The sequence below is a fragment of the Sporolactobacillus vineae DSM 21990 = SL153 genome, assembly GCF_000377985.1.
Lineage (GTDB): Bacteria > Bacillota > Bacilli > Bacillales > Sporolactobacillaceae > Sporolactobacillus > Sporolactobacillus vineae.
This window is the reverse complement of record NZ_KB899045.1, coordinates 209192-232959: the sequence shown is the minus strand read 5'-3', so window position 1 is coordinate 232959 and position 23768 is coordinate 209192. Positions and strand designations below refer to the sequence as shown.

24 protein-coding genes and 1 riboswitch are annotated in these 23768 nt (G+C 54.8%); of the genes, 7 read left to right on the top strand and 17 right to left on the bottom strand.

The window, feature by feature from the left end; genetic code table 11:
• Nucleotides 1-61: 61 nt before the first annotated feature.
• Nucleotides 62-165, bottom strand: a riboswitch (SAM riboswitch).
• A 122-nt stretch (nucleotides 166-287) separates the two neighbouring features.
• From csrA to D889_RS0107155, 8 genes are all read right to left on the bottom strand, one after another.
• Complete coding sequence (gene csrA, locus D889_RS0107190; protein ID WP_010631880.1) at nucleotides 288-524, bottom strand: carbon storage regulator CsrA; 237 nt, start codon at nucleotides 522-524, stop codon at nucleotides 288-290.
• Nucleotides 525-528: 4 nt separating this feature from the next.
• Complete coding sequence (gene fliW, locus D889_RS0107185) at nucleotides 529-963, bottom strand: flagellar assembly protein FliW (protein WP_010631879.1); 435 nt, start codon at nucleotides 961-963, stop codon at nucleotides 529-531.
• Between the two features lie 9 nt (nucleotides 964-972).
• The gene (locus D889_RS0107180; RefSeq protein WP_010631878.1) at nucleotides 973-1566 is read right to left on the bottom strand and encodes a DUF6470 family protein; all 594 of its coding nucleotides are present in this window, start codon (nucleotides 1564-1566) and stop codon (nucleotides 973-975) included.
• A 39-nt stretch (nucleotides 1567-1605) separates the two neighbouring features.
• Nucleotides 1606-2499, bottom strand: a complete 894-nt coding sequence (flgL, locus tag D889_RS0107175) for a flagellar hook-associated protein FlgL (RefSeq protein ID WP_010631877.1) — start codon at nucleotides 2497-2499, stop codon at nucleotides 1606-1608.
• Between the two features lie 31 nt (nucleotides 2500-2530).
• Complete coding sequence (flgK, locus tag D889_RS0107170; RefSeq protein ID WP_010631876.1) at nucleotides 2531-4039, bottom strand: flagellar hook-associated protein FlgK; 1509 nt, start codon at nucleotides 4037-4039, stop codon at nucleotides 2531-2533.
• Nucleotides 4040-4102: 63 nt separating this feature from the next.
• Nucleotides 4103-4600 carry a flagellar protein FlgN gene (locus D889_RS0107165; RefSeq protein ID WP_010631875.1) on the bottom strand — a complete coding sequence of 166 codons (498 nt, stop codon included), beginning with the start codon at nucleotides 4598-4600 and terminating at the stop codon, nucleotides 4103-4105.
• A gap of 43 nt (nucleotides 4601-4643) precedes the next feature.
• The gene (flgM, locus tag D889_RS0107160) at nucleotides 4644-4910 is read right to left on the bottom strand and encodes a flagellar biosynthesis anti-sigma factor FlgM (protein WP_010631874.1); all 267 of its coding nucleotides are present in this window, start codon (nucleotides 4908-4910) and stop codon (nucleotides 4644-4646) included.
• 133 nt (nucleotides 4911-5043) lie between these two features.
• Complete coding sequence (locus D889_RS0107155) at nucleotides 5044-5436, bottom strand: TIGR03826 family flagellar region protein (RefSeq protein WP_010631873.1); 393 nt, start codon at nucleotides 5434-5436, stop codon at nucleotides 5044-5046.
• Between the two features lie 336 nt (nucleotides 5437-5772).
• On the opposite strand from D889_RS0107155, the gene D889_RS0107150 reads away from it, so the two are divergent.
• Nucleotides 5773-6567 carry a C39 family peptidase gene (locus tag D889_RS0107150; RefSeq protein WP_010631872.1) on the top strand — a complete coding sequence of 265 codons (795 nt, stop codon included), beginning with the start codon at nucleotides 5773-5775 and terminating at the stop codon, nucleotides 6565-6567.
• A 16-nt stretch (nucleotides 6568-6583) separates the two neighbouring features.
• On the opposite strand, the gene D889_RS0107145 is transcribed toward D889_RS0107150, so the two are convergent.
• The 4 genes from D889_RS0107145 to D889_RS0107125 all read right to left on the bottom strand — a co-directional run bounded on the left by D889_RS0107145 (nucleotide 6584) and on the right by D889_RS0107125 (nucleotide 11262).
• Nucleotides 6584-7351, bottom strand: a complete 768-nt coding sequence (locus D889_RS0107145) for a ComF family protein (protein ID WP_010631871.1) — start codon at nucleotides 7349-7351, stop codon at nucleotides 6584-6586.
• On the bottom strand, nucleotides 7351-8790 hold the full coding sequence (locus D889_RS0107140) for an ATP-dependent helicase ComFA (RefSeq protein ID WP_010631870.1): 1440 nt from the start codon (nucleotides 8788-8790) through the stop codon (nucleotides 7351-7353). Before D889_RS0107140 ends, D889_RS0107145 begins: the two co-directional genes overlap by 1 nt.
• 339 nt (nucleotides 8791-9129) lie before the next feature.
• A complete protein-coding gene (locus tag D889_RS0107130) occupies nucleotides 9130-9834 on the bottom strand; it encodes a response regulator (protein ID WP_026039083.1) in 705 nt (234 codons plus the stop codon).
• Between the two features lie 255 nt (nucleotides 9835-10089).
• Nucleotides 10090-11262: a sensor histidine kinase gene (locus tag D889_RS0107125; RefSeq protein WP_010631867.1), complete on the bottom strand. Its 1173-nt coding sequence runs from the start codon at nucleotides 11260-11262 to the stop codon at nucleotides 10090-10092.
• Nucleotides 11263-11605: 343 nt separating this feature from the next.
• On the opposite strand from D889_RS0107125, the gene D889_RS0107120 reads away from it, so the two are divergent.
• Nucleotides 11606-12268: a YigZ family protein gene (locus D889_RS0107120; RefSeq protein WP_010631866.1), complete on the top strand. Its 663-nt coding sequence runs from the start codon at nucleotides 11606-11608 to the stop codon at nucleotides 12266-12268.
• 110 nt (nucleotides 12269-12378) lie between these two features.
• Nucleotides 12379-13452, top strand: coding sequence for an LCP family protein (locus tag D889_RS0107115; protein WP_010631865.1), 1074 nt, complete (start codon nucleotides 12379-12381; stop codon nucleotides 13450-13452).
• Between the two features lie 232 nt (nucleotides 13453-13684).
• On the opposite strand, the gene D889_RS0107110 is transcribed toward D889_RS0107115, so the two are convergent.
• Entirely contained in the window at nucleotides 13685-14743 is a 1059-nt protein-coding gene (locus tag D889_RS0107110) for a glycosyltransferase family 4 protein (protein WP_010631864.1), read from the bottom strand.
• A gap of 432 nt (nucleotides 14744-15175) precedes the next feature.
• Between D889_RS0107110 and D889_RS0107105 the strand changes: the two genes are divergently transcribed.
• The 3 genes from D889_RS0107105 (at nucleotide 15176) to D889_RS0107095 (ending at nucleotide 18467) form a co-directional block, all read left to right on the top strand.
• Complete coding sequence (locus D889_RS0107105; RefSeq protein WP_238537652.1) at nucleotides 15176-15916, top strand: WecB/TagA/CpsF family glycosyltransferase; 741 nt, start codon at nucleotides 15176-15178, stop codon at nucleotides 15914-15916.
• Nucleotides 15917-16141: 225 nt separating this feature from the next.
• Nucleotides 16142-17404, top strand: a complete 1263-nt coding sequence (locus D889_RS0107100; protein WP_010631862.1) for an aminopeptidase P family protein — start codon at nucleotides 16142-16144, stop codon at nucleotides 17402-17404.
• 118 nt (nucleotides 17405-17522) lie between these two features.
• A complete protein-coding gene (locus D889_RS0107095; RefSeq protein ID WP_010631861.1) occupies nucleotides 17523-18467 on the top strand; it encodes an aldo/keto reductase family protein in 945 nt (314 codons plus the stop codon).
• Between the two features lie 150 nt (nucleotides 18468-18617).
• On the opposite strand, the gene D889_RS0107090 is transcribed toward D889_RS0107095, so the two are convergent.
• Nucleotides 18618-19586 (bottom strand): nuclease-related domain-containing protein, encoded by a 969-nt coding sequence (locus D889_RS0107090; RefSeq protein WP_010631860.1) that lies wholly within the window; start codon nucleotides 19584-19586, stop codon nucleotides 18618-18620.
• A gap of 175 nt (nucleotides 19587-19761) precedes the next feature.
• Here D889_RS0107090 and D889_RS0107085 point away from each other — a divergent pair, with 175 nt between their 5' ends.
• Complete coding sequence (locus tag D889_RS0107085) at nucleotides 19762-20907, top strand: glycerate kinase (protein WP_010631859.1); 1146 nt, start codon at nucleotides 19762-19764, stop codon at nucleotides 20905-20907.
• 44 nt (nucleotides 20908-20951) lie between these two features.
• On the opposite strand, the gene D889_RS0107080 is transcribed toward D889_RS0107085, so the two are convergent.
• The 3 genes from D889_RS0107080 to D889_RS0107070 form a co-directional block, all read right to left on the bottom strand.
• Entirely contained in the window at nucleotides 20952-21734 is a 783-nt protein-coding gene (locus D889_RS0107080; protein WP_010632648.1) for a hypothetical protein, read from the bottom strand.
• Nucleotides 21735-21832: 98 nt separating this feature from the next.
• Nucleotides 21833-22612 carry a flagellar motor protein MotB gene (locus D889_RS0107075; RefSeq protein ID WP_010632647.1) on the bottom strand — a complete coding sequence of 260 codons (780 nt, stop codon included), beginning with the start codon at nucleotides 22610-22612 and terminating at the stop codon, nucleotides 21833-21835.
• The gene (locus D889_RS0107070; RefSeq protein ID WP_010632646.1) at nucleotides 22605-23450 is read right to left on the bottom strand and encodes a flagellar motor protein; all 846 of its coding nucleotides are present in this window, start codon (nucleotides 23448-23450) and stop codon (nucleotides 22605-22607) included. Before D889_RS0107070 ends, D889_RS0107075 begins: the two co-directional genes overlap by 8 nt.
• Nucleotides 23451-23768: the final 318 nt, after the last annotated feature.

The window sequence follows — 23768 nt, the reverse complement described above, 5'->3', positions numbered from 1 at the left end:
CAACTGGAAAATAAGAGTGTCAATGACCCGCTGAATACTCTTTGAAGTCAAGTCCGATCCGTTCTTATCTTCCAGAATCTCTCTGCCGGAATTGACACCATACACCTGGACAGTGCTGGTTGTCGGGCTTCACCGGGCCGGTCCCTCCGCCACTCTGGATAAGAATCAGTAATTGACTTGATTTTAAATAAATAAACGTGATCAGTCAAGACTTTAATACAACTATTTTTCTATGTATTTAGGTTAATGGGACAGATAAAAAAGATGCAGCCTGTCTGATCACATTATTATTTCTTTTTCCGCAAATTTTTCATCGCCTGCAGCAGATCCTCGGAGAGCTTCTCTCGGGCTGCCTGGCTGTTTTGTTTCCTAATCGCCTCATAGATCTCGGAGCGGTGGATGTCGACAGACTTCGGGGCATTGATGCCCAGCTTCACCTGATCCCCTTCAACCGAAACAACCTTAAGCTCGATGTCGTTTCCGATTCGGATCGATTCGCCGGGTTTTCTGGTCAGAACAAGCATCTGCTCACGCCCTTTGTTCCGCTGCGGATACGAGCGGTTCATGGAGAGAATACGGCGAGTGGTCGGCAATGTACTGGGCACCGGTCTTCTTCACGCGGTTAATGACCACAGGCGCTTTCAGGTTTGCGGTCGACAGGGCGAAGGGGCGGCATACATTGACGATCACCTGGATTGACACATCCTTCTCCGAGGTAATCGCCAGCCGGCCGGTAAAATGTTCCGGCAGGTCCACACTGTAATTTTCAAAGAAGAGGAACGGGGACGTGACAATGAAGGCGACATTTACATGGTCTGCGGACTGGAGGACAGAAAAGGCTTCGCCGAACGGCTGAAGAATAAACCGTCTGTCGTCCGGAAAACCGGGGAGCCCGCTGGAAAAAGTGATGAGCTCCGCGCGGTCAATCTCCTGCACGCCGAAATACTTCGTCTGAATGTTCATATGGACACCTTACCCTCTCTGATCAACATAAAGGCCGACCGCCTGCATTTCCAGCCCGGGATACTGCTGCATCGACACCGCCACGCTGCCCGGGTGATACACGTACTCGGGCGGCTGCCCGGCCGACCGGATCTCCGGATCGTGCGTTTCCCAGCTGATGGCAAACTGCGCCGGCGTGACTTGATAAGTAACCGACTGAGACGCCGGCGTATCGCCTGTACTGTAGCGGGTTCCGATCACCGCTGCGGCCATATGTTCCTTAGCCTGTCTGGCGAACAGATTGACCCCTTTGTTCTTTTCAATATGTAAAAGTTCCCGGCCTTCCGTACTGCGGCGGGCAATGCCGTCCAGAACAGCCTGCTGTCCCGCCCGGGCGGCTTCGGCAATACGGACGCGGGGCGATTTCAGGTCGAGATTATGCCACGCCGCGCTCTGGTCGATCGCTACGGTCGCCGGGGTGCTGTGCACGGTCATCTGTGCCGGCGCCTGGCGGATCGTCAGGCCGGCACGCGGCTGCCGGATTTCCTGCGACGCATTGTTTGTCCGGATCGCGATCCTGCCGAAGACCTGATGCATCTCAAGATGCGGAAAAATTTGCGGCATTGCGGCACGACCTTCCGTTCTGTTCCGGTTTCCAGGCCATTATTTCAGAAAGTCGACGAGCGACGTCTGAATGATGCGGGCGCCGACAGACAGGGCAGCATTATACACGTTCTGCTGCTGATTCAAATCCACAATCGTCTGCGCATAGTCCGCATCTTCATTATTCGCCATCACATTGGTCGCCATCGTCTTCTGTGAATCCAGCCGGTTGCTGATCATCTTCACCCGGTCTTCTTTCGCCCCGACATCCGCCTGGGCGCTGGCTACTTCGTCGAGATGTCCGTCGACGGTACCGAGGAATCCGCTGATCCCGGCACTGGTCGATGAACTGCTTTTAAGTGCGGTGCTCAGGCTGTTTAAGTCGGAAAAAAGTGACGGCGTAAAGACCTTGCCCGGGTCTACATTGACGGAAATTTTCACGCCGTCGTTGACCTGAATCGGAACGTCCGGGCTGGTCATTTTCGCCGTCAACGTCACTGTTCCGCCGGCATCCTCGCTGAGCAGCGGGGTCGCCGTATCATTGCCGCTGAAAATATACTGGCCGCCGATCTGCGTGTTGCCGAGGGTGACCAGCTGCCGGGTGAGCTGATCAACTTCGACACCGGCTGCCGCCCGCTGATCGGCAGTATATGTATCATTGCTGGCTTCCGTCACCAGTTCGCGGACCCGCTGCAGCACATCATTCACCTGGCCGAGCGCACTGTCCGAACTGTCGAGCCATTTTTGAGCGGTGGTCACATTTTTCTGATACTGCGCGACATGGCTGACGTCCGTCCGGTAGGCAATGCCCATGGTCGCAACCACAGGATCCTGAGACGGGCGCGTGATCTTCTTTCCCGACGCCAGCTGATTCTGAAGGTCGGCAATCTTCCCGTAGCCATCGGAAAGATGCTGCAGAATGCCGTTTGTCATCATATTCTGTGTCACACGCATGATCATTCACTTCTTTCCGTTAATATCGCTGTCAGGACATTTTATTAATCAGCGTGTCCAGCAGGCTGTCGAGCGTCGTGACCACCCGGGCCGCCGATTCGTACGTGTGCTGATACTGGATCAGGTTCGTCAGTTCCTCATCCATCGACACGCCGCTGACCGACGACTGACGATTCTTTGCCGCCTGAAGCAGGGCGTTTGAGTTGTCTGTAAACTGCTGAGCAGACTGCGCATTCACACCGATCCGACCAATCAGGCCCTGAAGATAATTTTTCAAAGTGACCGGTGTGCTCGTCGTTCCGTCCACTGCATAGGTGTTCACTGCGATCACGTCGGCCATGTTCTGCGCACCGGTGTTGTCGCCGCTCGGACTGCCCTTCTCGTTTGAAAGTACAGCCTCACCGGTCAGGTTCGCATTGACGTGAATATTCGCCGCAGTAACCGTCCCGGAATGCGCCGGATCGGCTGAGTCGCCAATGAAAAAGGTGCCCTTTGTGCCGTCATAACCGGCATTCTGAGCGTACACCTGGTTGAAATTCTCGGCGAGTGTGTCGGCCATATGATTCAGGCTGTCTGTGACTTCCGAAAAATCGATCGTATAAGCATCGATCAGGCCCTGGAGTTTCCCCGACAAATGACCGAGGGATGCGGGACCTGCGGGTGTTTTGTCATCGGCTGCAGTCATGTTCAGCGTGACATTGGGATTATCGGATGGCGTTCTCTGAAGATGATTATTGGTCAGTCCGGTGCCGTCGACCAGCGTTGCAGCCGGCGAAAAAGAAGCGCCGTTTTTATCGACAATCTCAATCGTGTACAGACCTTCCGCCAGTGCCGACGGATTCCCGCCGCTCTTCGTTGTTGTCACTTGAATCGGAACAAGCTGCGCAAGTTTTTCCGTTAGGGCGTCGCGCTGGTCGTAGAGATCATTCGCCAGCAGTCCGTTGGCTTCCTGAGCGTTGATTTCCTTGTTTAATTCATTAATCTGATCCGAATAGTTATTGATCAGTCCGACATTTTCCGTGATCTGCTGGTTCAGGTTGTCCTGAACTTTTCCAAGCGACAGCGACAGATAGTTGAACGTGTCGGCGACCTCCGCGCCGTTCTGAAGCACCACAGTACCGGTGCCGGACGTGCCCGAGTTGCCGGCCAGATCCTGCAGCGACTGCCAGAAGTTGTCGAGCACGGCGGAAATCCCGGTGTCGGTCGGCTCATTGATGATGTCCTCCATCTGGCTGTACGCATCGCTGACCGCCGACCAGTAGCCGTTCTGGTTCGTATTATCCCGGACCTGAAGATCGACGAACCGGTCGCGGATCCGGACGACCGAATCGGCGTTGACGCCGGTACCCACCTGTCCGGCCCCGCGGTCGGCATTGATGCCGATTGCCGGGTAAGGCGTGGCCGCCGACAGGTTGACCCGCTGCCGCGAGTAGCCTTCTGTATTGGCGTTGGACACGTTGTGGCCGGTCGTCTGGATGGCTTCCTGAGCCACTTCAAGTGCCCGCTGCATCATATTCAGGCTTGAAAAAATCGGAATCATCGTGTCAGCCTCCATCTTCTTCTGTGAAAAAATTCAGGCATCGCCGGCGCTCCGGCCCAAAAATCACGCCCGGGAATCGATCCGGCCGCTGAAGCCCTGACCCGGATTCTGTCCGCTGCGCGGGTCTGTGTAGTTTCCCGGCTGCGGCTGCGGGCGAAGCAGATTCATGCTGAGCCGCACCCACTGAATCGACTGGCGGAGCAGCTCCTGATTAAGCGCATTCGCCTGTTTGAGCCGGAGCACACTGCCGGCCAGCTCCAGATATAGTTTCTTCCATTCCGGCCGCTCCCGTTCGGAGACGGCAACTGCTTCCCAGTCGCTGAACGTCGGCGCCGGATCGGTCGGTGCCCGGTCCGGAAGATCCGCGGCAACTTCAGCAATCCGCCGCTCTTCCAGCCGCTGCAGGCGGCTCACGAGCGGCATTTCCTCTTTTGAAAGCCGGGCCACCGCCTTCCCGTCGCCGGTCTTGATCGCTTCCGTTTTGGCCGCCGCGATCGTATACAGCTCCCGGTGAACAGAAATCAACTGGTTTATGAGTGCTTTCATGGATGAGACCGGCATCAGCTTCGCCCCCTGTCTGTGTGACTGAATCGACGTTTCATCGTCAGAATTTGTTCCAGTAGGCATACATCTTTTTCGCAATATCTTCTGCAGCGACGTGATAGGTTCCTGCGTCGACCTGTGCCTTCAGATCCGCGACCCTGGCTTTCCTGGCCTGACTGAATTTCTGAACATCCTGCATTCGCCGGGCTTCGGGTGAAATCTCGACCTGGTCGCTCTTCACCGGTGCCGCGCCCGGTTTCGTCTCCGCCGGCTTCGACGCGGGATAACCGGCATACGGCTGAATCGGCTGATAGCCATCGATTTTCATGATCCGCACTTCCTTCCTGAATCTCTTTCGGGGCAGGCATGATCCGATGCCGCCCGCTGTGCTTTCCAGTAACTAATATCGGCTGAAGCCGCTTTATGTTTAATAAGGCGATCGTCCGGTGCCGATCGGAGGATCACCGTGTATGATAGGTTTTGTTGTTCAGGCTCTGACGGACGTTCTCCTCTGCCTGCTCGCGTTCCAGATCACGCTTGAGCCCGCGGCGGCAGTCTTCGCAAATGGCGCCTTCGGTGATCAGTTTTCCGCACGACTTGCACGGGTAGCCGAGATTCGGGAAAAGCGTCGTGACCAGCCGTCCCTCCCGCACCCACTGGTAGATCAGTTCCGTTTCCACGCCCGTCGCTTCATGAACCTGAGGAACCGTCGCCGTCCGGTTACGCTGCTGGCGGATATAGGCGTAGACTTGATCAAATTTCTGATCCTGTTCCTTCAGGCATTCCGGACAGTACGGCGAACCGGTCCGGACGAAAAGCCGCCCGCAGCTCTTGCAGTTGGCAAGTTCCCCCATTCTGAAGTCACTCCTTTGCATGATTACATTCATTATAATGGAATCAGGGATCGAATACACCCTGCAGATTTATATCGGCATCGTTTGGAAAAATGTGAGCCGATTTCAGAGGAATTAAGGGATTTTTTTGACAGCTGCAGCAGCAAATTATGATAAAATGTGCTGGATATAAGGCTGATTTTCAGCGAAGGATGCAAAATAAACAGCGGGGCGGCGTCTTGCGTGTCGTATTGCCGGCACCACGCTTCGCGCAGAGGGCCGGCCCGCGCCGGGTGCGCCTTCAAATGAAAATCGGCACATGCCTTTTACCGGGCCTTTCTGGAAGGAGTTTTCGGCGTGCACTTTCTTCGAACCCACTGGATCCGGCTGTTTCTGATGCTGGATCTTTTTCTTCTGGCGGTGATCGCCGGACTTTATGCAAGCGGGCAGCCGGTTGTTTCCGGCGTTCTGAACAAAATAAGCGGGACGGTATCCGGAGCCGTCCGTCTGGCGCAAAGCGATCTGACCCATGCCAGCGCGGCGCAGCAGGAAAAATCGGTGCATCTTGACGTGCCGCTGATCCTTCAGAAGCCGGAGCTGCCGCGCGGCTGTGAAGTCACGTCGCTGGCGATGATGCTCGCTCAGGCCGGCGTCCGCGTCGATAAAATGGAGCTGGCTGCCAACCTGAAAAAACTGCCCTACCGTTCCGACGACAGGTACGGCGATCCGGATGACGGCTTCGTCGGCAACATGTATCATCTTAACCAGCCGGGATTCGGCGTCTATCACCGGCCGCTCGCGGACCTTGCCGGGCAGTATCTTCCGTTCCGGATTGACGACTTGAGCGGAAAGTCATTTGACGCCGTGCTGGCCAGTCTTGATAAAGGACGTTCCGTGGTCGTCTGGACAAACGTGACGTTCCGGCCGCTGCCGGACAGCGCTTTTGAGACGTGGCGGACCGGCAACGGCAAAATCCGGGTGACCCGCAGCGAACATGCGGTGCTCGTCACCGGTTATGATGGCGGCCACATTTATTTTAACAATCCGCTCGGCGGAAAAAATGAACGCGCCGACCGGACCGCGTTTATCCGGGCCTGGGAACAGATGGGCAGCCAGGCAGTCACCTACCGGACGATCCCGTTTATCAATTAGAAGTGGAGTCATACGCTCACCCGTGCGCGAGAGTCAGGGAGCGGATCCGCTGCGGACCGGCCGCTTCCAATACGGCTGCGGCATGGCGCAGCGTAGCGCCGGTCGTATAGATGTCGTCGATCAGCAGAATATTCTTCCCGCCAGGGCCTGTGCCGCAGTCCGGATTCAGCGCAAACGGACGCTCCGTCTGCATGATCCGCTCGCGGCGGCTGCGTTTACTCTGCCTCTGCTCGCCTCCGGTCCGGACGAGCACCGGCACAACCGGTTGTCCGGTCAGTCCGGCCAGGATCTCCGCCTGATTGAAGCCGCGCTCGTTCAGCCGCGCCGGACTGAGTGGAATCGGTACAATGAGCCACTGTTTCCGCCCTGAACCGAAAATCAGGCGTCGCCAGTGATTCTGCGCGTCGCCGCAGCACATTTTCCGGTATGCTTTTTGAAATGCGGCGCGAAATCCTTCGGCGAGAACGGCGTCGCCGCGGAATTTGAAGCGGGTGACGAGTTCTTTCATCGGCCCGGTATAGGTGAACAGGGCGACGTTTCCCTGGTAGGTGCCATCATGTCCGCGCGCTTTCCAGCGGATGCAGTCGGTACAGATGCCGTCCCGGATGAATTTGTCCTCAGTCAGAGTGAGATCGCGGCCGCAGAGCGGGCAGCTGTGACGGGGGTCGATCGGGGACAGGCTCGCCCGGCAGGACGGGCAGAATCCCGGTGCCGCGGAAGGCGATAGAAACGTGCGGAAGGCGGGCGGCTCCTGACGGTCGCCGCCGCAGATCAGGCAGGCCATCAGAATCCGCCCTCCCGGTTCATTTTCTCGATGTGTCGAACGGCGCGGATCATCTCCAGCGTCCGGCCGTTGTGAAAGAACACGATTTCGCCGTCGGGCTGATCGGCTGCACGCCCGGCACGGCCGGAGATCTGAACGAGCGCCCGCTCGTCGAAGACCGGATCATCGGCGCCAAAAACGGCAATGTCGACGCCGGGCACAGTGACGCCGCGTTCGAGGATCGTTGTCGTCACGAGGATGCGCAGCCGGCCTTCGCGGAACGCCGTGACTTTTTCATGCCGGTCCGGATCCTGCGCGTGGACACCGGCGGACGGCGACAGACCGGCTTTCTGAATCAGGCCGGTCAGTTTAAGGCAGAGCGCCACCGACGGCACGAAACAGAAGAGCTGCTTCTGCTCCTCGCTCTTTTTCTGAAGCCAGGCAAAGAAGCTGCGCGGGAGGCGGGATTTGCGAACGGCATGCGCCCAGTTTCCGGCCCATTGGCAGCGGGGCACCGGCAGCGGATGGCCGTGGTAGCGCCGGGCAATCTTCGTCCCGGCCAGGCGTCCGGATTCGTACGCATATTTCAGGTCATGAGGCGGCGTTGCGCTGAGGTAGCCGATCGGCGCACCGGGTTTGCCTGCTTTCCGGACGGCAAAATCAAGCATCGGATCAAAGTGAAACGGAAAAGCATCAACTTCATCGATAAAAATTTTATCAAAGCAGTGGTAATAGCGGATCAGCTGATGCGCCGTCGCGAGCACAAGCGGTGCGCCGGGTACCAGATGCTCGCTGCCGCCGTACAGCGCGCTGACCGGCACATCGGGAAACGCCGCCCGGATCCGCGGGTACAGTTCGCGCACGACGTCGATGCGCGGTGCGGCGATCGTGACGCTTTCCCCGCGGCGCAGCGCATGACCGATTGCCGGGAAAAGGAGCTCCGTTTTGCCGGCACCGGTAACTGCCCAGACGAGGAACGAATCACCGGCGTTCAGCGCCTGATCGAGACGGATGGCAGCCTGCTCCTGTTCCGGAGACAGCCGGCCGTTCCAGACGCAGAGCGGTTTGCCGCTTTCCAGATAGCTGTGCGGCTGTTCCGGCTCAGGGCCGCTCCAGCTTGCCAGCCGGGTGCAGCTGCGAATCACACCCATCGGCAGGCAGTGGCGGCAGTAGACACAGGCTTTGCCGCAGTGCGCGCAGGTGCAGGTGCCGAACCCGTTTTCCCGGGTGTTGCCGCAGCGCCGGCAGATCCAGGATTTTCGTCCGGTCAGTGCGGTGATCAGCCCCTCATCGCGCGCCTCAATTCCGGGTCTCAGACTGATCCAGCCGGCGCGGATATGGCTGTTGATGATTTCCGGCGGAAAGGGCAATTCTTCAAGCGGCAGTTCTTTTCCAAAGAGAAAGCTCTGAAGCGTTGGGTTGATCGTTCGTTTTGCGGAAAATTCCTGAGTAAACAGCATCGTGGTTAAGCCCTCTTTCGTGGTTTGGAGTTGGGGCTCTGAAATTGACCGGGGAAATGGTTCGGTTCAGGATCGGGGAACACTCTTATTAAATTCGCCGCAGTGACTGAATCTCCTGCTTTTTATTTTGTAAAAAGACGTGCGAGCCATGGATTCGGAGCACTTTTTCGCTGATTCGGAGGAACTTTCCAGTGTTTCGGGTAAACTGTTTCCTGATTCGGGGGAACTCTCCGGCATTTCGGGTGAACTTTTTCCTGATTCGGGGAAACTTTGCGCGATCCGTCCGACCATTAATCAAAAAGAGCCTTCTCGCTTCTGCAAAAAGGCTCTCTCATGGGGTTAATTCAATTTTACCCAGCCGTTCTTAATGGCGATGACGACGGCCTGAGTTCGGTCATCGGCATTCATTTTCTGGAGAATGTTGCTGACGTGGTTCTTGACTGTTTTTTCGCTGATGTAAAGTAGTTCGCCGATTGCCCGGTTGCTCTTGCCGTCGGCCATCAGCTGCAGCACTTCGCATTCGCGGCGAGTGAGCAAATGAAGCGGCGGCCGGTATTCGAGATCGCGGAAGCCGGACGGCTCGCTCGTGTATCCCTGGGTCGCGAGCCGGCGGAATTCGTTGACCAGATTGTGGGTGACTTTCGGGTGGATATAGGCGCCGCCCTGGGACACAATGCGGACGGCGTTGACCATCGAATCGGCATCCATTTCTTTAAGCAGATAGCCCAGTGCGCCGGACTTGAGCACATGGGTGACGTAGCTTTCATCATCGTGAATGGACAGAATGATGACTTTCAGTCCGGGATGGTTCTTAATCAGCTGCCGGGTGGCTTCAACACCATTGAGCTTCGGCATGTTGATATCCATCAGAACCACATCCGGGTTGGTTTCCTCGATCAGTTTCTCCGCGACGCTGCCGTCATCGCCTTCAGCGACAACCTGAAAATCCGGCTCCATATCCAATATTCGTTTGACGCCTTCCCGGAACAACCGGTGATCGTCAACCAGCGCAATTGTTGTAATCTTCGGACGTACATTTGTCACGATCTTCTGCCGCAGGAGCAAGGAGTCACAATGCGCAGCGTTAAGGCGGCCTCCTCTCCCGAATCATCGACGGCCCGGGGGACGGCCGGAATTCCGGAAAAACGCTGTCATTATGAAACACAAAATTTCTCTTCCCGCTTTCTCCGTGCATCCCGGTCTGCGGCAGTGGCTCACCTCACTTTTTTTATCGATCAATATCTGCAATGCTGCACGGGATACGCGGCACCCGATAAGTATTCTGATTGCTGCTTGCCGTTATTCGCCGACAATATCGCCGGGCTGAAGCGGAATCTCCACCATGACGGATGTGCCTTTACCGGGCGTCGACAGGATGGTCAGCTCGCCGTTAAGGAGATCGGCCCGTTCGTGCATGCCGATCAGGCCATAGCTGCCTTCCTTTTTCAAAGATGGATCAAATCCGTCGCCGTCATCCTTGACCAGGATGACGATCTTGTCCTTCCGGTAGTCGATGCGGATCCGGATTGCCTTAGGGCGGGCGTGGATGCAGGCATTCTGAACCGCTTCCTGAATCAGCCGGAACAGTGCCGCTTCGATGCGTGACTGAAGACGGCGGACCGTGCCCATACTGTTAAAACTGATGGCGATTGCCGGATAATCGCTGTCCACACGGTGAAAATATTTCTGCAGTGTCGGGACAAGGCCGAGATCGTCCAGACTCATCGGCCGCAGATCATAGATGATCCGCCGCACTTCAGCCAGCGCGTCCTTAACCATGACCCGGTACTTCACCAGTTCGCGCCGTGCCGCCTCATCGCCTTCACGCTGACCGACACGCTCGACCACATCCAGGCCGAGCAGGACCTGGGCCAGAGTCTGTGCCGGTCCGTCGTGAATTTCTCTGGAGAGTCGCTTGCGCTCCTCTTCCAGCGCTTCAATGATCTTCAGGCCGAGGGCGCGCTGTTCGCGGGCACTGGCGACCACTTCACCGACCTGCTGCAAATCACTGGTCAGATAATTCAGGACGACGGTGACCTGTCCCACCAGGTGGTCGGCTTTCTGGATCGTCGCTTTAAGCTGGACCAGCCGGCGCTCCAGATCGTTGCGTCTCGCCTTCATTTCCTTTTCCATCTGGCGGACAACGGACAGATCGTTCTGAATCGTGTTTGCCTGTTCATAGGCAGTTTGAATATCTTTTTCGCCATATTTATTAAAATCCCTGCTTATTTCGGCAAGATGGCTGCGCGATTTGCGCGCATCGATTTCGAGCTGATCGCTCCGTCGGATGGTTTCAGCGAGACGCTGCTTCATCTGTCGCAGTTCTTTCGTCAGCGATTCGTACTCTTTCCGGGATCCTTCGCCAATCTCGAAGATCTGCGTCTTACTGTCACTGACATTTTCAATCATGCTTTGGACAATCTTATCAAGATGTTTTTCATCGATGGATACATTTCGTTTGCCGACTGTCATGTCTACCTCCATTATCACTCTAGCCGAACAGGACGGCCGTTACCAGCCACCTTTATACCTATCTACTGTTAGGCCGAAAGGACCATTTTGTCATAAATTTCTTTTTTCTCTATTTTTCGTACCGGTAACTTTTTTCCCGATCCTTAATATTCCGCCATTTATCGACAGATTATTTCCATTCTTATATAATAATATATCGTAGTTCCTTTCATTTTCGTTAGCATAAAGCTGTATCCGGTATATTTTCCCAGATATTTTGTATAGATATCCCCGCTGCTTTCTTCACAGAGCATGTCATTCGGCCCTGTGAAGAAAATGCACGGAGACACGGAGGTGATGCACCATGACTCTGCCGCTTTACCGCACGGTTGAGAAAAAGTCGGATTCAGAGTTTGAGATTCGCAAGTCCCGGTTCATCACACACGTCCACCCTGTCGAAACAGCCGGTCAGGCCGAGACAGTGATTGATTCATTGAAAAAGGACACATGGAAGGCCAATCATCATTGTTACGCCTATATTCTTGGCACGAAGCAGGAGATTCAGAAAGCGAGCGACGACGGAGAACCGGCAGGAACAGCCGGCGTGCCGATTCTGGATGTGCTGAGGAAGCGCGCCGTCTGCAACACGCTGATCGTCGTCACCCGTTTCTTCGGAGGCATCAAGCTGGGCGCCGGCGGCCTGATCCGCGCCTATACCCGCGCCGCTGCCGACGGGCTTGATACGGCGACCGTGATTGACCGGATTCCCGCCGACCGCTGGGAGGTGACCGTCGACTATCATCTCAGCGGAATGCTGGACAACCGGCTGAACGAGTCGCCCTACCTGGTCCGGCATGTCCGTTACACGGATCGCGTAAACTATGATATTTGCACCCGCCAGACGGAACGCACCGCTTTTCAGGACTGGATCCGCAATCTGACCGGCGACCGGGCCAAAGTTCGGAAAACGGAAGAACTCTATCTCGATGAAAAAGTCGCTGGAAATGATGATGAAGGCCATAAGTAAACGGATTCCATCTGTTTTCGAGAAACAGCCGCAATTTTTCCAATAAATAGACAATGAAGAGGCAGATTACCCCATATACCGCTACGGCAGACGAAGGAGTCGATCCGCACATGGAAGGAACCAGGCATGACCGAAACATCAGCAGGAAGCATCAGAAGCGCCGGAGAATCACGTTGATTCTTCTGTCTGTCGTGCTCATCGCCGCGCTCGGCGTCACGGCATACGGCTATTTTCTCTATGTCAAGGCGGAAAAAGTCGCCACCGTCGCCCATAAGACGCTGACCCGCGGCAGCAAATCCGATCTGCGCACCGCAAAGGTGGACCCGGTTAAGGACAACTTCTCCATCCTGTTCATCGGGATCGACAAGCGAGAGAACGAACCGTCCCGTTCCGATGCGCTGGTGCTGGCCACGTTCAACCACGAAAACAATCAGGTAAAAATGGTCAGCATTCCGCGTGATTCAAAGGTGCAGATCATTGATCCGACGCAGAGCAGGGATTACGGCGAAACAAAAATTACCCACGCCCACGCGTTCGGCGATGCCAACGACGGTCAGGGCGCCGATTATACGATTGCCACGGTCGAGCACCTGTTTCAGGTACCGGTCGACTACTATGTCCAGGTCGACTTTCAGGCGTTTGTCAGGATCATCGACGCCCTGGACGGTGTTACGGTCGATGTCCCTGTCAAACTGGTCACACAGAACAGCCACGATCAGACCGGGAAAAACAAGATTGTGCTGGAACCGGGAAAGCAGAATCTTAACGGCGAGCAGGCACTGGCATTCGTCCGCAACCGCAAATCCCCCGGATCCGGCAGCGACTTCGGCCGTGGCCGCCGCCAGATGGCCGTGATTCAGGCGATCGCTCAGAAGAGCAAGCAGATCACCTCAGTGGGTAAGTACGGACAGGTGATGGATTCGCTCTCAGGACACTTCGAAACCAACCTGACATTCGGCCAGCTGGTTAATCTCACCCGGTACGCCGCCAAACTTCAGGGTACCAAAACGATGCAGCTGAAGGGCAGTGACAACATGAGCACCGGCGTCTACTACTATGCGCTTGACGATCTGTATCTGCAGAAAGTCCGGACGGAACTCCGCCGGCAGCTTGATCTTCCGGCTACCTCCGGCACGGAAAGCAGCAACCCGGACAGCGCCGGATCCGCAGATACGAATCCCTAAAATACTGTTTCACGCAACAGGCGCCCTTCCGGCTCGACACGGAAGGACGCCTGTTTTGTATTTACAAGGTTTTACAAGTAGAAAGTGCGCGGGCTGCTGCGGCATAGCGAGCGGTCCGGCCTCACAGCGAATACGGACCGCCCGCGGTACCGGGCGCCGGGTCTGCGTGCAAAACGAACCCGCCGGACAGCGGGTTCGAAAAAAGTTTTTTTAAGTTAAATGTGTTACGAAATTACTTAACTCTCCCGCCGAAGCTGACGATCCGCTTGTACATATTCAGCAACGGCCTGTAGCTGGCGCTGACCAGACCGACAATTTCCACGACCAGCTCGATCACGACCATGACGGCGATGATAATCATCAGCGAACCAAGCAGCGTCGATGTCGACAGCAGAATAGCCGCCAGTGCGAACAGCGCGCTCATTCCGTAGATCAGGACAACGGTCTGGCTCTGCGTAAAGCCGAACCGGAGCAGGCAGTGATGCAGGTGCGACTTATCCGGAGCTGTCAGCGGCTTCTTATTGACAATCCGGCGAATGATCGCGAACAGTGTGTCGGAGATCGGCACCGCCAGAATAATAATCGGGACGACCAGCGAGAACAGCGTGACGTTTTTGAAACCAAGCAGTGCCAGTACCGCAATCACATAGCCGAGAAAGTTGCTCCCGGTATCACCCATGAAAATTTTCGCCGGATGAAAATTATACGGCAGAAAGCCCAGCGTGCCGCCCAGTACGATCGTGCTGACCGCGAAAACGAAGGCATTTCCCTCAGTCAGCGCCAGACCGGCGACCGTCAGCAGGACAATGCTGGAAACGCCTGCCGCCAGGCCGTCCAGGCCGTCGATCAGGTTGATCGCATTGGTGATGCCGACGATCCAGAGAATCGTCAGCGGAATGCTCAGCCAGTGGAGATAGAGTACTCCGTTAAACGGGAGATTAATAAACGTCACACTGATTCCGCCCTGAACAATGACCAGGGCGGCCATCAGGTGACCGATAATTTTAAGTTTCGGAGACAGTGTATAAATATCATCCAGAATGCCGGTCGCGATAATGATCACACTGCCGATCAGCAGCGGCAGCGTGAAACTGCTGTCGGGCCGGACAATCAGCATGCCGATGACAAAAGCTATATAGAATGCCAGCCCGCCAAGCCGCGGCATGATCGTTTTATGCACTTTACGGGCATTCGGCACATCCGTTGCGCCGACACGGATGGCGAGTTTCTTAACCAGCGGTGTCAGCCCGGCCGCAATCAGAAAACAGATGACAAAGGATAGATAAACCATACCATGTCCGCCTTTCTTTTTTTAGGGCTTCGGACGGCAGTTGTCTTCGCTCTTCGATGAACCTGACGCGACAGGCTGCTGCCGGCTTCTTTACCCTTTTCATACGGAACGCCGTACGCCGGATCGTACGGGCGCCGCAATCGTCGTTTAACCCATCAGACTCACAGTCCCCCGGTTTTATCAATCTGCATTATATCACATTGTAAATACTGTGCCACTAGTTTCTTAATTGTTCCTTAAATCTCTTCATCTTTCCTTAATAAGTAGTTTAATATACAATCGGTAGCAGTGGATAAATATCGGCAAATTTTTGACGATTGGCACCAGCTGAAGTCTGTCAGCCTCCGTGTTAAGCAGATGCCCAGGTACCTGCAGAAGACAGCCGGCAGAAATGATATAATGAAGAAATCAGTCTGGAAAGAAGGATGGTTTGTGGCTGAAAAGAAACGGATCGGCAATATATATATGAACACATTCCGGTCGCAGGCAGAAGCGATCGATGCCTGCATGAGCCGTCTGGGCGCCGGGCAGAAAGTGGACCTTTATTTTCTGAATGATCATGGATTCAACATCGCTCAGTCAGACCCGGAATACCTGAATGCACTGAACCGGGCGGACTTCCTGCTGAACGACGGCATCGGCGTCAAACTCGGAGCGAAAATCTGGGGCATCAGGCTCGACCAGAACTTGAACGGGACCGACCTGATTCCGAAACTGCTGGCCATTTTTCAGCAGAAGGGTGAATCGGTCTTCCTGCTCGGCGCCTCCAAACAGGCTGTCCGCGCTGCCGCAGAGCGGATCAGAGCAAATTTTCCCGGGCTGAATGTTGCCGACTTCCATCACGGATACTTCCGTTCGCCGGAGGATATGGTGCGGCGGATCAACGCTTCCGGCGCCAGCGTGCTGCTGGTCGGCATGGGCATGCCGCTGCAGGAAAAATTTATTGACGTACATAACCGGGAACTCAGGCCAAAGCTGCGCATTGCCGGCGGCGGTTATATTGATTTTGCCTCCGGGCTCAAGCCGCGCGCGCCGAAAATCATGCGGCGGCTGAACCTCGAGTGGCTGTTCCGGATGATTCTCGAGCCGCGGCGAATGTGGAAACGCAATGTCGTCGGGCACCTCCAGTTTTTCATCACGATCTTCCGGTTGAAATTTGCAAAGAAGAAATAGTTGATTGGCGCATAAGGCCCGGGACGCCTGCAGTAAGTGGAGGATCACGGATCGGCCGGGGAAAGCGAGTGCCTGAATCGGTAATCAGGCAAGTTGAACAGAGCCGGAATTAAAATTTTTACCGGCAGTGGCAAAACTTCCCGTTTCTTTTGGAAGTATGCGACTGTCTGTTCCTGTCATGTTAGAATAGAGGCATAACGAACATCACAGGAAAGAAGGATTTTTATGGATCAGCATTTCTTCATTCAGAACCGTAAGAAACTCTATGAAACACTTGAGGATCAGTCGCTGACGATTCTGTTTGCCGGCGAGCCCGCACATCAGTCGTCGGACGAGAGTTATCCTTTTTATCCGAACCGCAACTTTTACTATCTGACCGGCATTACCGAGCCGAAAGTCATCTTCGTCGCGACCAAATTCAACGGAGAAGTTAAGGAGAAGCTGTTTATCCAGCGTGCGGATCCGTGGATGGCCAGGTGGTACGGCGAAACGATCACCCCAAACGAAGCGCAGGACGCTTCCGGGATTGAGGACATCGAACTGCTGGACAAACTGGACAGTTTTATCAACGGTCAGTTCGACAGCCGCGACTACAGACATCTGTACGCCGACCTGGAAGCCAAATCATGGGAATTTCCGGCGAAACCGGCCAATAAATTCGCCGCCGCGGCAGCGACGAATTACCCTTATCTGTCGATCCACAATCTCTATCCGGTCCTCAGCAACTTCCGTGTCGTCAAGTCGCCGGAGGAAATTGAGCTGATCCGCGAGGCCGGTAAAATTACTGCCGACGGCATCCGCAATGTGCTGGCGAACGCGAAACCGGGCATGAAGGAATATCAGCTGGAAGCCTACTTCAATTTTGTACTCAAAAGCCGCGGCGTGACGGAGTTTGCCTTCCCGACGATCCTGGCGAGCGGCTACAACGGGACAGTACTGCACTATTCGGCAAATACCGGAACCGCGGCCGATGGCGATCTGGTGCTGCTTGACCTCGGCGCGCAGTATAAATATTACAACGGCGATATCAGCTTCACCTTTCCGGTCAGCGGCAAATTCACGAAACGTCAGAAAACGATCTATGACATCGTCCACCGCTGCAACCGGGCGATCACCAAAAAGATCCGTCCGGGGATTCCGTTTCAGGAACTCAACACATTTACCAACTCGTTCTTCGCTAAGGAGCTGCAGAAGATCGGTTTGATCAACAAGCCGGAAGAATTGCGAAAATATTATTTCCACGGCGTCAGCCATTCGCTTGGCCTTGATACGCACGACGTCGGCAATTACCGTGATATCAAACTGGTTCCGGGCGAAGTCGTCACGAACGAACCGGGCCTGTACATTCCGGAAGAGAGCATCGGCATCCGGATCGAGGATGATGTGCTTGTCACCGATGACGGCCATGAAGTCCTGACGTCCGGCCTGCCGAGAACGACCGAAGAGATTGAAGCTTATATGGCGGATAACAATAAAAATTTGAACTGAATCCCCGGGTGAGGCGTCTTCTCTGGCAATCACCGGTACCTGGGCTTATGATAAGGGCGGACATGTTCTGCCCGCTTTTTTTTGGAAGCGGTCACCTATTTCAGAGGAGGTTTTTTCTGTGAGGTATCGTCATCTTGGCCATACCGGTGTGAAAGTCAGCACCGTCAGTCTCGGCAGCTGGCTGACTTACGGCGGTTATGTCGCCAATGAAAACGCGGTGAACACGATTCACCAGGCTTATGATCTCGGCATCAATTTCTTCGACACGGCGAACGTCTATATGCGCGGCGAAGCGGAAAAAGTCGTTGGCAAAGCGATCAAGGCTTTTCCGCGCGACTCGATCGTGCTGTCGACAAAAGTCTTCTTTCCGATGGGTGACGGACCGAATGACCGCGGTCTGTCGCGGAAACACATCATGGAACAGGCGAACGCCAGTCTGAAGCGGCTGGACGTCGACTATGTCGATCTTTATTACTGCCACCGTTTCGATCCGGAGACACCGATCGAAGAAACGCTGCGTGCGTTTGACGATCTGATCCACCAGGGCAAGGTGAACTATATCGGCGTCAGCGAGTGGACAGCCGCCCAGATCACCGAAGCGGCGCACATCGCCGACGAACAGCTGCTGAACCACTTTGTCGCCAACCAGTCGCAGTACAGCATGCTCGACCGGAAAATCGAAAGCGAAGTCATCCCTGCAAGTAGCGCACACGGCGTCAGCCAGGTTTGCTGGTCGCCGCTCGCCCAGGGTGTCCTGACCGGAAAATACACCGCTCTGGATAAAATTCCGGCCGGCAGCCGCGCAGCAGAAGGAAAAGGCGGCATCAAGCGGTTCCTCACTCAGGCCAACCTGGACAAAGTCGCCCGGCTGAAGAAAATTGCTGAGGAACTCGGCATCACGATGGCCCAGCTCGCTCTGGCCTGGATTCTGCGCCAGAAGAACGTTGCCAGCACAGTCGTCGGCGCCAGCAGACCGGCACAGATCGTCGACAATGCGAAAGCTGCCGACATTGATCTCGATGCCGAGACACTGGACCGGATTGAAAGAATTCTCGACGAATAACCACCTGTGTTGCGTGAGGGCCGGACGCCTTTTTGAGGGTCCGGCCTTTAATTTTTATGATGCGTCCGAAAAATCCAGCCGTCAGGAGCGAAAATCCAGCCGTCGCGCGCCAAAATCCAGCCGTCAGGAACAAAAATCCAGCAGCGAACCTTATTTTTCCAGCTGCTTTAGCACCTGATCATTAATATAATAGACCCGATCTCTCGTACTTCCTTCATAAGGTAACTGATTCGTCGTCAATAGTTTTCTGGCGACTGAATCAGAGTCCAATCTGAGAAATTCCCGGCAGCTTCGATTGGTGATCGCACTCCCGAATAAATGCCGGTATTCGATCAGCGCATCCTCCCCGGCATATTTCGGTCGATGGGCACAATTCATGCAAAGCCATGTACGGAAACTCCGAACGACAGAAAAGCGCCCGCAGGCCGGACAGCGCACACCCCTGATCAGTTCTGTCCGCGACACTTTCGCATGATGCAGCAGATCGAGTTCAAGTGGCTGATGATCCGCCAGTAAAAAATGTTTCAGCTGTCCGCACTCACTTTCGGACAGCATCGTTTTCTGGAAACGATCGCTCAATTCCGCGATGCGAAACGGTACTGTGTCCGGCATGACACACTGGGCGGCACGGGTTTTGTCTTCAAAGTTCAGCACCGATCTGGTACCGAATACAACCAGCGACTTAACCGGCAGCCCGCTGAAATTCCTCCGGCTCAACCAGTCATTCAGCTGACACTGATGACGGAGCGCCTGAATGACCGGATCCGGATAAGCCTCCACCTCATTGTTGAGACTTCGGATCATCTGCCGGCCGTTCAACATGACTTTACCCTTCAGATTTTTCACCTCCAGGATCATCAGGAAAGATCGGGTCAGAACAAGAAAATCAAGCTGAAAAAAATTTGCACGATCCGGGAAGCGCAAATTATGGAAAAGCAAATCGTCAGGGGGGACAAACTGAAGAGGATAATTAAGCGCTGCTTCACCGTGAAAACCGGTCGTATATCTGGCCAGCTGTGCTTCCACAGCTTTCTTTCGGGGGCTCGACGCGATCAGACGCTTATTGAGGTAATCGTATTGCCTGACGTGAAAAGGAACTTCTATCGGTTTGACAAACACAAATGCCCTCCTCTGTTTCCTAAAATTGGGGCTCTCTTAATCAGATTCGACATGAGCCGACTGATTCCTGCTTCTATTTCCCGGGGAATCTTTTTCACCGGCCACACTCTTTATCCTTGCCTGCACAAAAAGCGGTAAAATAAAGAGGAGTACTAATTCGGGAGATGGATCAGCTATGAAAATTGTGATCGCACCAGACTCATTTAAGGAGTCCATGACCGCCCTCGAAGCGGCCAAAGCGGTAAAAGCCGGAATGGCCCGTGTCTGGCCCGAAGCCGACTATCTGCTCGTGCCGATGGCGGACGGCGGCGAAGGTACGGTGCAATCTCTGATCGACGCGACAGATGGTAAGCGGATCGAGGTCGCGGTGACCGGACCGGCCGGGAAACCGGTCCCCGGCTTTTTCGGCATGCTTGGTGGCGGAAAAACGGCGGTCATCGAGATGGCCGCCGCAGCCGGGCTCGAATACCTCACCCCTTCTGAGCGCCGTCCGCCGGAGACCACCACTTACGGGGTCGGCCAGCTGATTCTTGCGGCGCTGGACCGGGGCGCCCGCCACATCCTGCTCGGACTGGGCGGCAGTGCGACAAACGATGGCGGCGCCGGTATGGCCGAAGCACTGGGCGCGCGCCTGCTCGATGCTGCCGGGAAGCCGGTCGGGCCCGGTGGCGCTGCGCTCAGCCGGCTCGCTTCCATCGACATGACCGGTTTTGATCCGAGAATCGCCGAGACCCGTTTTGAGATCGCTTCGGATGTCACCAATCCGCTCACCGGAGTCAGCGGTGCTTCCGCCGTATTCGGCCCTCAGAAGGGCGCTTCCCCGGAAGACGTCCGGCTGCTGGACCAGGCGCTGGACCATTATGCCGCCGTTATCGAAAAAGATCTGCATACGTCTGTAAAAGATGTCCCCGGTGCGGGTGCGGCCGGCGGACTTGGCGCGGGGGCTCTCTGCTTCCTTAAAGGCGTCATCCGTCCAGGCGTTGATCTGGTCATCCGGCAGACGCAACTGGACAGGAAAATAGCCGGTGCCGCGCTTGTTATCACCGGTGAAGGCCGGATCGACAGTCAGACTATATTTGGGAAAACACCGATTGGCGTCGCGCGTACGGCAAAAAGGGCACAGATACCCGTTATTGCCCTGGCCGGTTCGATCGGCGCAGGTTACGAAGCGGTTTTCCGGCATGGGATTGATGCTGTCTTCCCGATTGTTCCCGGTGTGACATCACTTGATGAAGCACTGCACTCGGGCGCCGCAAATCTGTCATGTACGGCAGAAAATGTCGCCCGGATCTGGAAACTGGCGATGAATTGCCGGCCATAATAAAAAAATCAACCGTCAGATTCACGGTTGATTTTTTTATCCGATTATTTTTTCAGTCCCCATTGCCGAGTCAGGTAATTGATCCAGATCTGCCGTCCTGCAGCGCTCATCGTGTGGCCGTCCAATCCGACCAGGTGCGCTCTTTTCGCCCCTTTCGGCCATTGAGACAGGTAGTTGATCGACGCCATCTTCTCCTTTGACACATACCCTTTCAAACTGTCAATCCGGCTGTTCATATAGCCTAGATTAGAAGAATAATTGGGCAGCGAAACGAAAAATGCCGCGTGCGGATACTTGATCTTTACTTTTTCCTGGAAAAGCCCGGTAACCGTCTGTGTGTCGTCCGAGCTGACCTGATGGTCGTCATTATAAAGCAGCGGAGTATAGATAATTCCATCCGGCCTGGCGTTTAGATTCTGAAACAGTGTGTTGGCCGGTATCTGGTTGAAACTAAGAGAATTCTTCTTCCCGACGTCAAGTGCCGTGACCTTGAAAAACAGCTCGCCGAAGGTTTTGTCGAGCTGATTCTGGAGCAGCAGGGCAAGCGACTGAACGTTATCGTGCCCGACCATCACCAGCTGCACCTGTTTGCTGTTCTTCGATGCCGATCTGGCTGCCTTCTGTAATGATTTCGGTAATTGGTTGATTTGCTTGTCCAGCGAAGAACCGGAACTGCCGGATGTTTCCGCAGCAGCAGCGGATGCACCGACACTATCTGCGCCACTTGCAGAAATGACGGAACCGATCCGGTGCTGATAGTAAATCCTGCCGCCGAGAATTGCGGCAATACATACGATCAATGCGACAATGATCCAGAATTTTTTCAACGATGTCCACCCTCAGCAAATATTCAAAAATGATCAACTGTATTTTCAGCATATCTGTTCTCAGCTGAAAAATCAATTCCATTCGAACGATACCGGCATCAGTCTGCCTGATTGCCCGCCCGCAATACAACGATGTTGACACGCCGGTTGATCGCCTTGTGCGCTGGCGTATCATTCTTCACGATAGGCTGATATTCGCCATAACCGATAAAGTGAAAACGGTTTGGCGCCAGATGATCTTTTTTGATCAGAAACAGCATAACGTTCTGTGCATGTACGCCGGAAAGTTCCCAGTTGGAATGGATCGCCGAATGGCTGTTCCGGTAGGGCGTGTTGTCCGTGTGCCCTTCGACACTGATTTCATTCGGCACCTCTTTGAGAATACCGCCGATTTTTTCCAGCAGCGGTGTCGCGTGAGGCTTAAGCTGAGCGCTGCCGAGATCGAACAGAATCTTCTCCCGGAACGTCAGCTGCACCCCCCGCTGTGTGGCCACCAGTGAGACCTGCGGACTGAGTCGGTTAGCTTTTATGTATTTGTTCAGCCGGACGTACAGGGCGTCCAGCTGGCGAACATCTTTCTTCTTCTGGTCGGCAGTCAGCTGATTCGTCTTTTTGATATTCGGAATGGTCGGGCTGGCCTGATTCTTGTCCGTCGCCACATAGCCCATCGACTGGAGTATCGAATCCCCCTGAAATGAATTCTTCAATGAGGAAATCAGTGCGTTAAAACGCTGATTTTCGATCGTACTCATGGAGAACATGACGATAAAAAAGACCAGCAGCAGCGTAATCAGGTCAGAATAGGTGATCAGCCATCTTCCCGAATTGTCCGGCTCTTCGACCTTTTTCAGACGGCGCCGGTTCCGCCGCTCACTCATGGCTGCCTGCCTCCTGGTATGGGGCACCATTCATGCCGCGATCTTCACCGCCGTCTTCGCTGCCCATCTCCCGCTCCGCCTCCTCGCGTTCCTGCGGGCTTAGGAAGGCAAACAGCTTCTGGCGGAGGATCATCGTATTTTCACCGAACTGGACCGAGAGAATGCCTTCTGCCTTGATCTGCCGGATCAGCACATCCTGCGCCAGGTGCGCCTTAATTTTATTGAACATCGGCAGGAAAACCACATTGGCGGAAGCGACGCCGTACAGCGTGGCGATAAACGCCACCGCGATCGACGGTCCCAGGTCGGACGGACTGCTCAGGTTGCCAAGCACGTGCACAAGGCCCATCACCGTGCCGATGATCCCCATCGTCGGTGAAAAGCCGCCGGCAGCTTCATACATCCGGCCGATTGACAGCATCTTCTGCTCATACAACTCGATGTCCCGGTTAAGAATATCATCGATGACATCCGAATCGACACCGTCGACGACCATCTGAATGCCGTTGGTCATAAATTCATCATCAGCAAACTCTTCCTGGCGGCCTTCAAGAGCAAGCAGGCCTTCACGCCGCGACACATTCGCCAGGTCCATCAGCATGGAGATCGTTGCCCCGGCACTGGAATCGGGCTTTGAAAAAGCATATTTTGTGATAAACGGAAGCTTTCTCAGCGTTTTCCCGGGTGTACTGACGATCACCGCACCGATGGTTCCTCCGAACACGATCATCATTGCCGTTACCTGGAACAGCGAACCCAGCGTCCCGCCTTCCATAGTAAACCCGAGGATCAGAGATAAAATGCCAAACAGCAGGCCTATCAAAGTCGCTAAATCCATGCCGGTCAACCCTTTCAGATACTCTACGTTCTTATTATCGTCACGTCGCCCGGGATGTTGAAGTGATGCCTGTAAGTAGGGACTTCGGTCACTTTTAAGCCATTTAAAAGAACCGTGACTTATGGCCCGCTTATCGTGACGCTTATTCAAAGGACGGCGGCGGCTGTCCTTTATGGAACAAGGAAAAATGCCATTGCACCGGCGTTTATGCAGCCTGGCTGAATGACATAGTGCTTCATCTTCCGTTTTTTCGCTACCATTTTCCTAAAACACTTGATAGAATAACAAATGTTAATTATTTCCGTATCGACCGGAAGG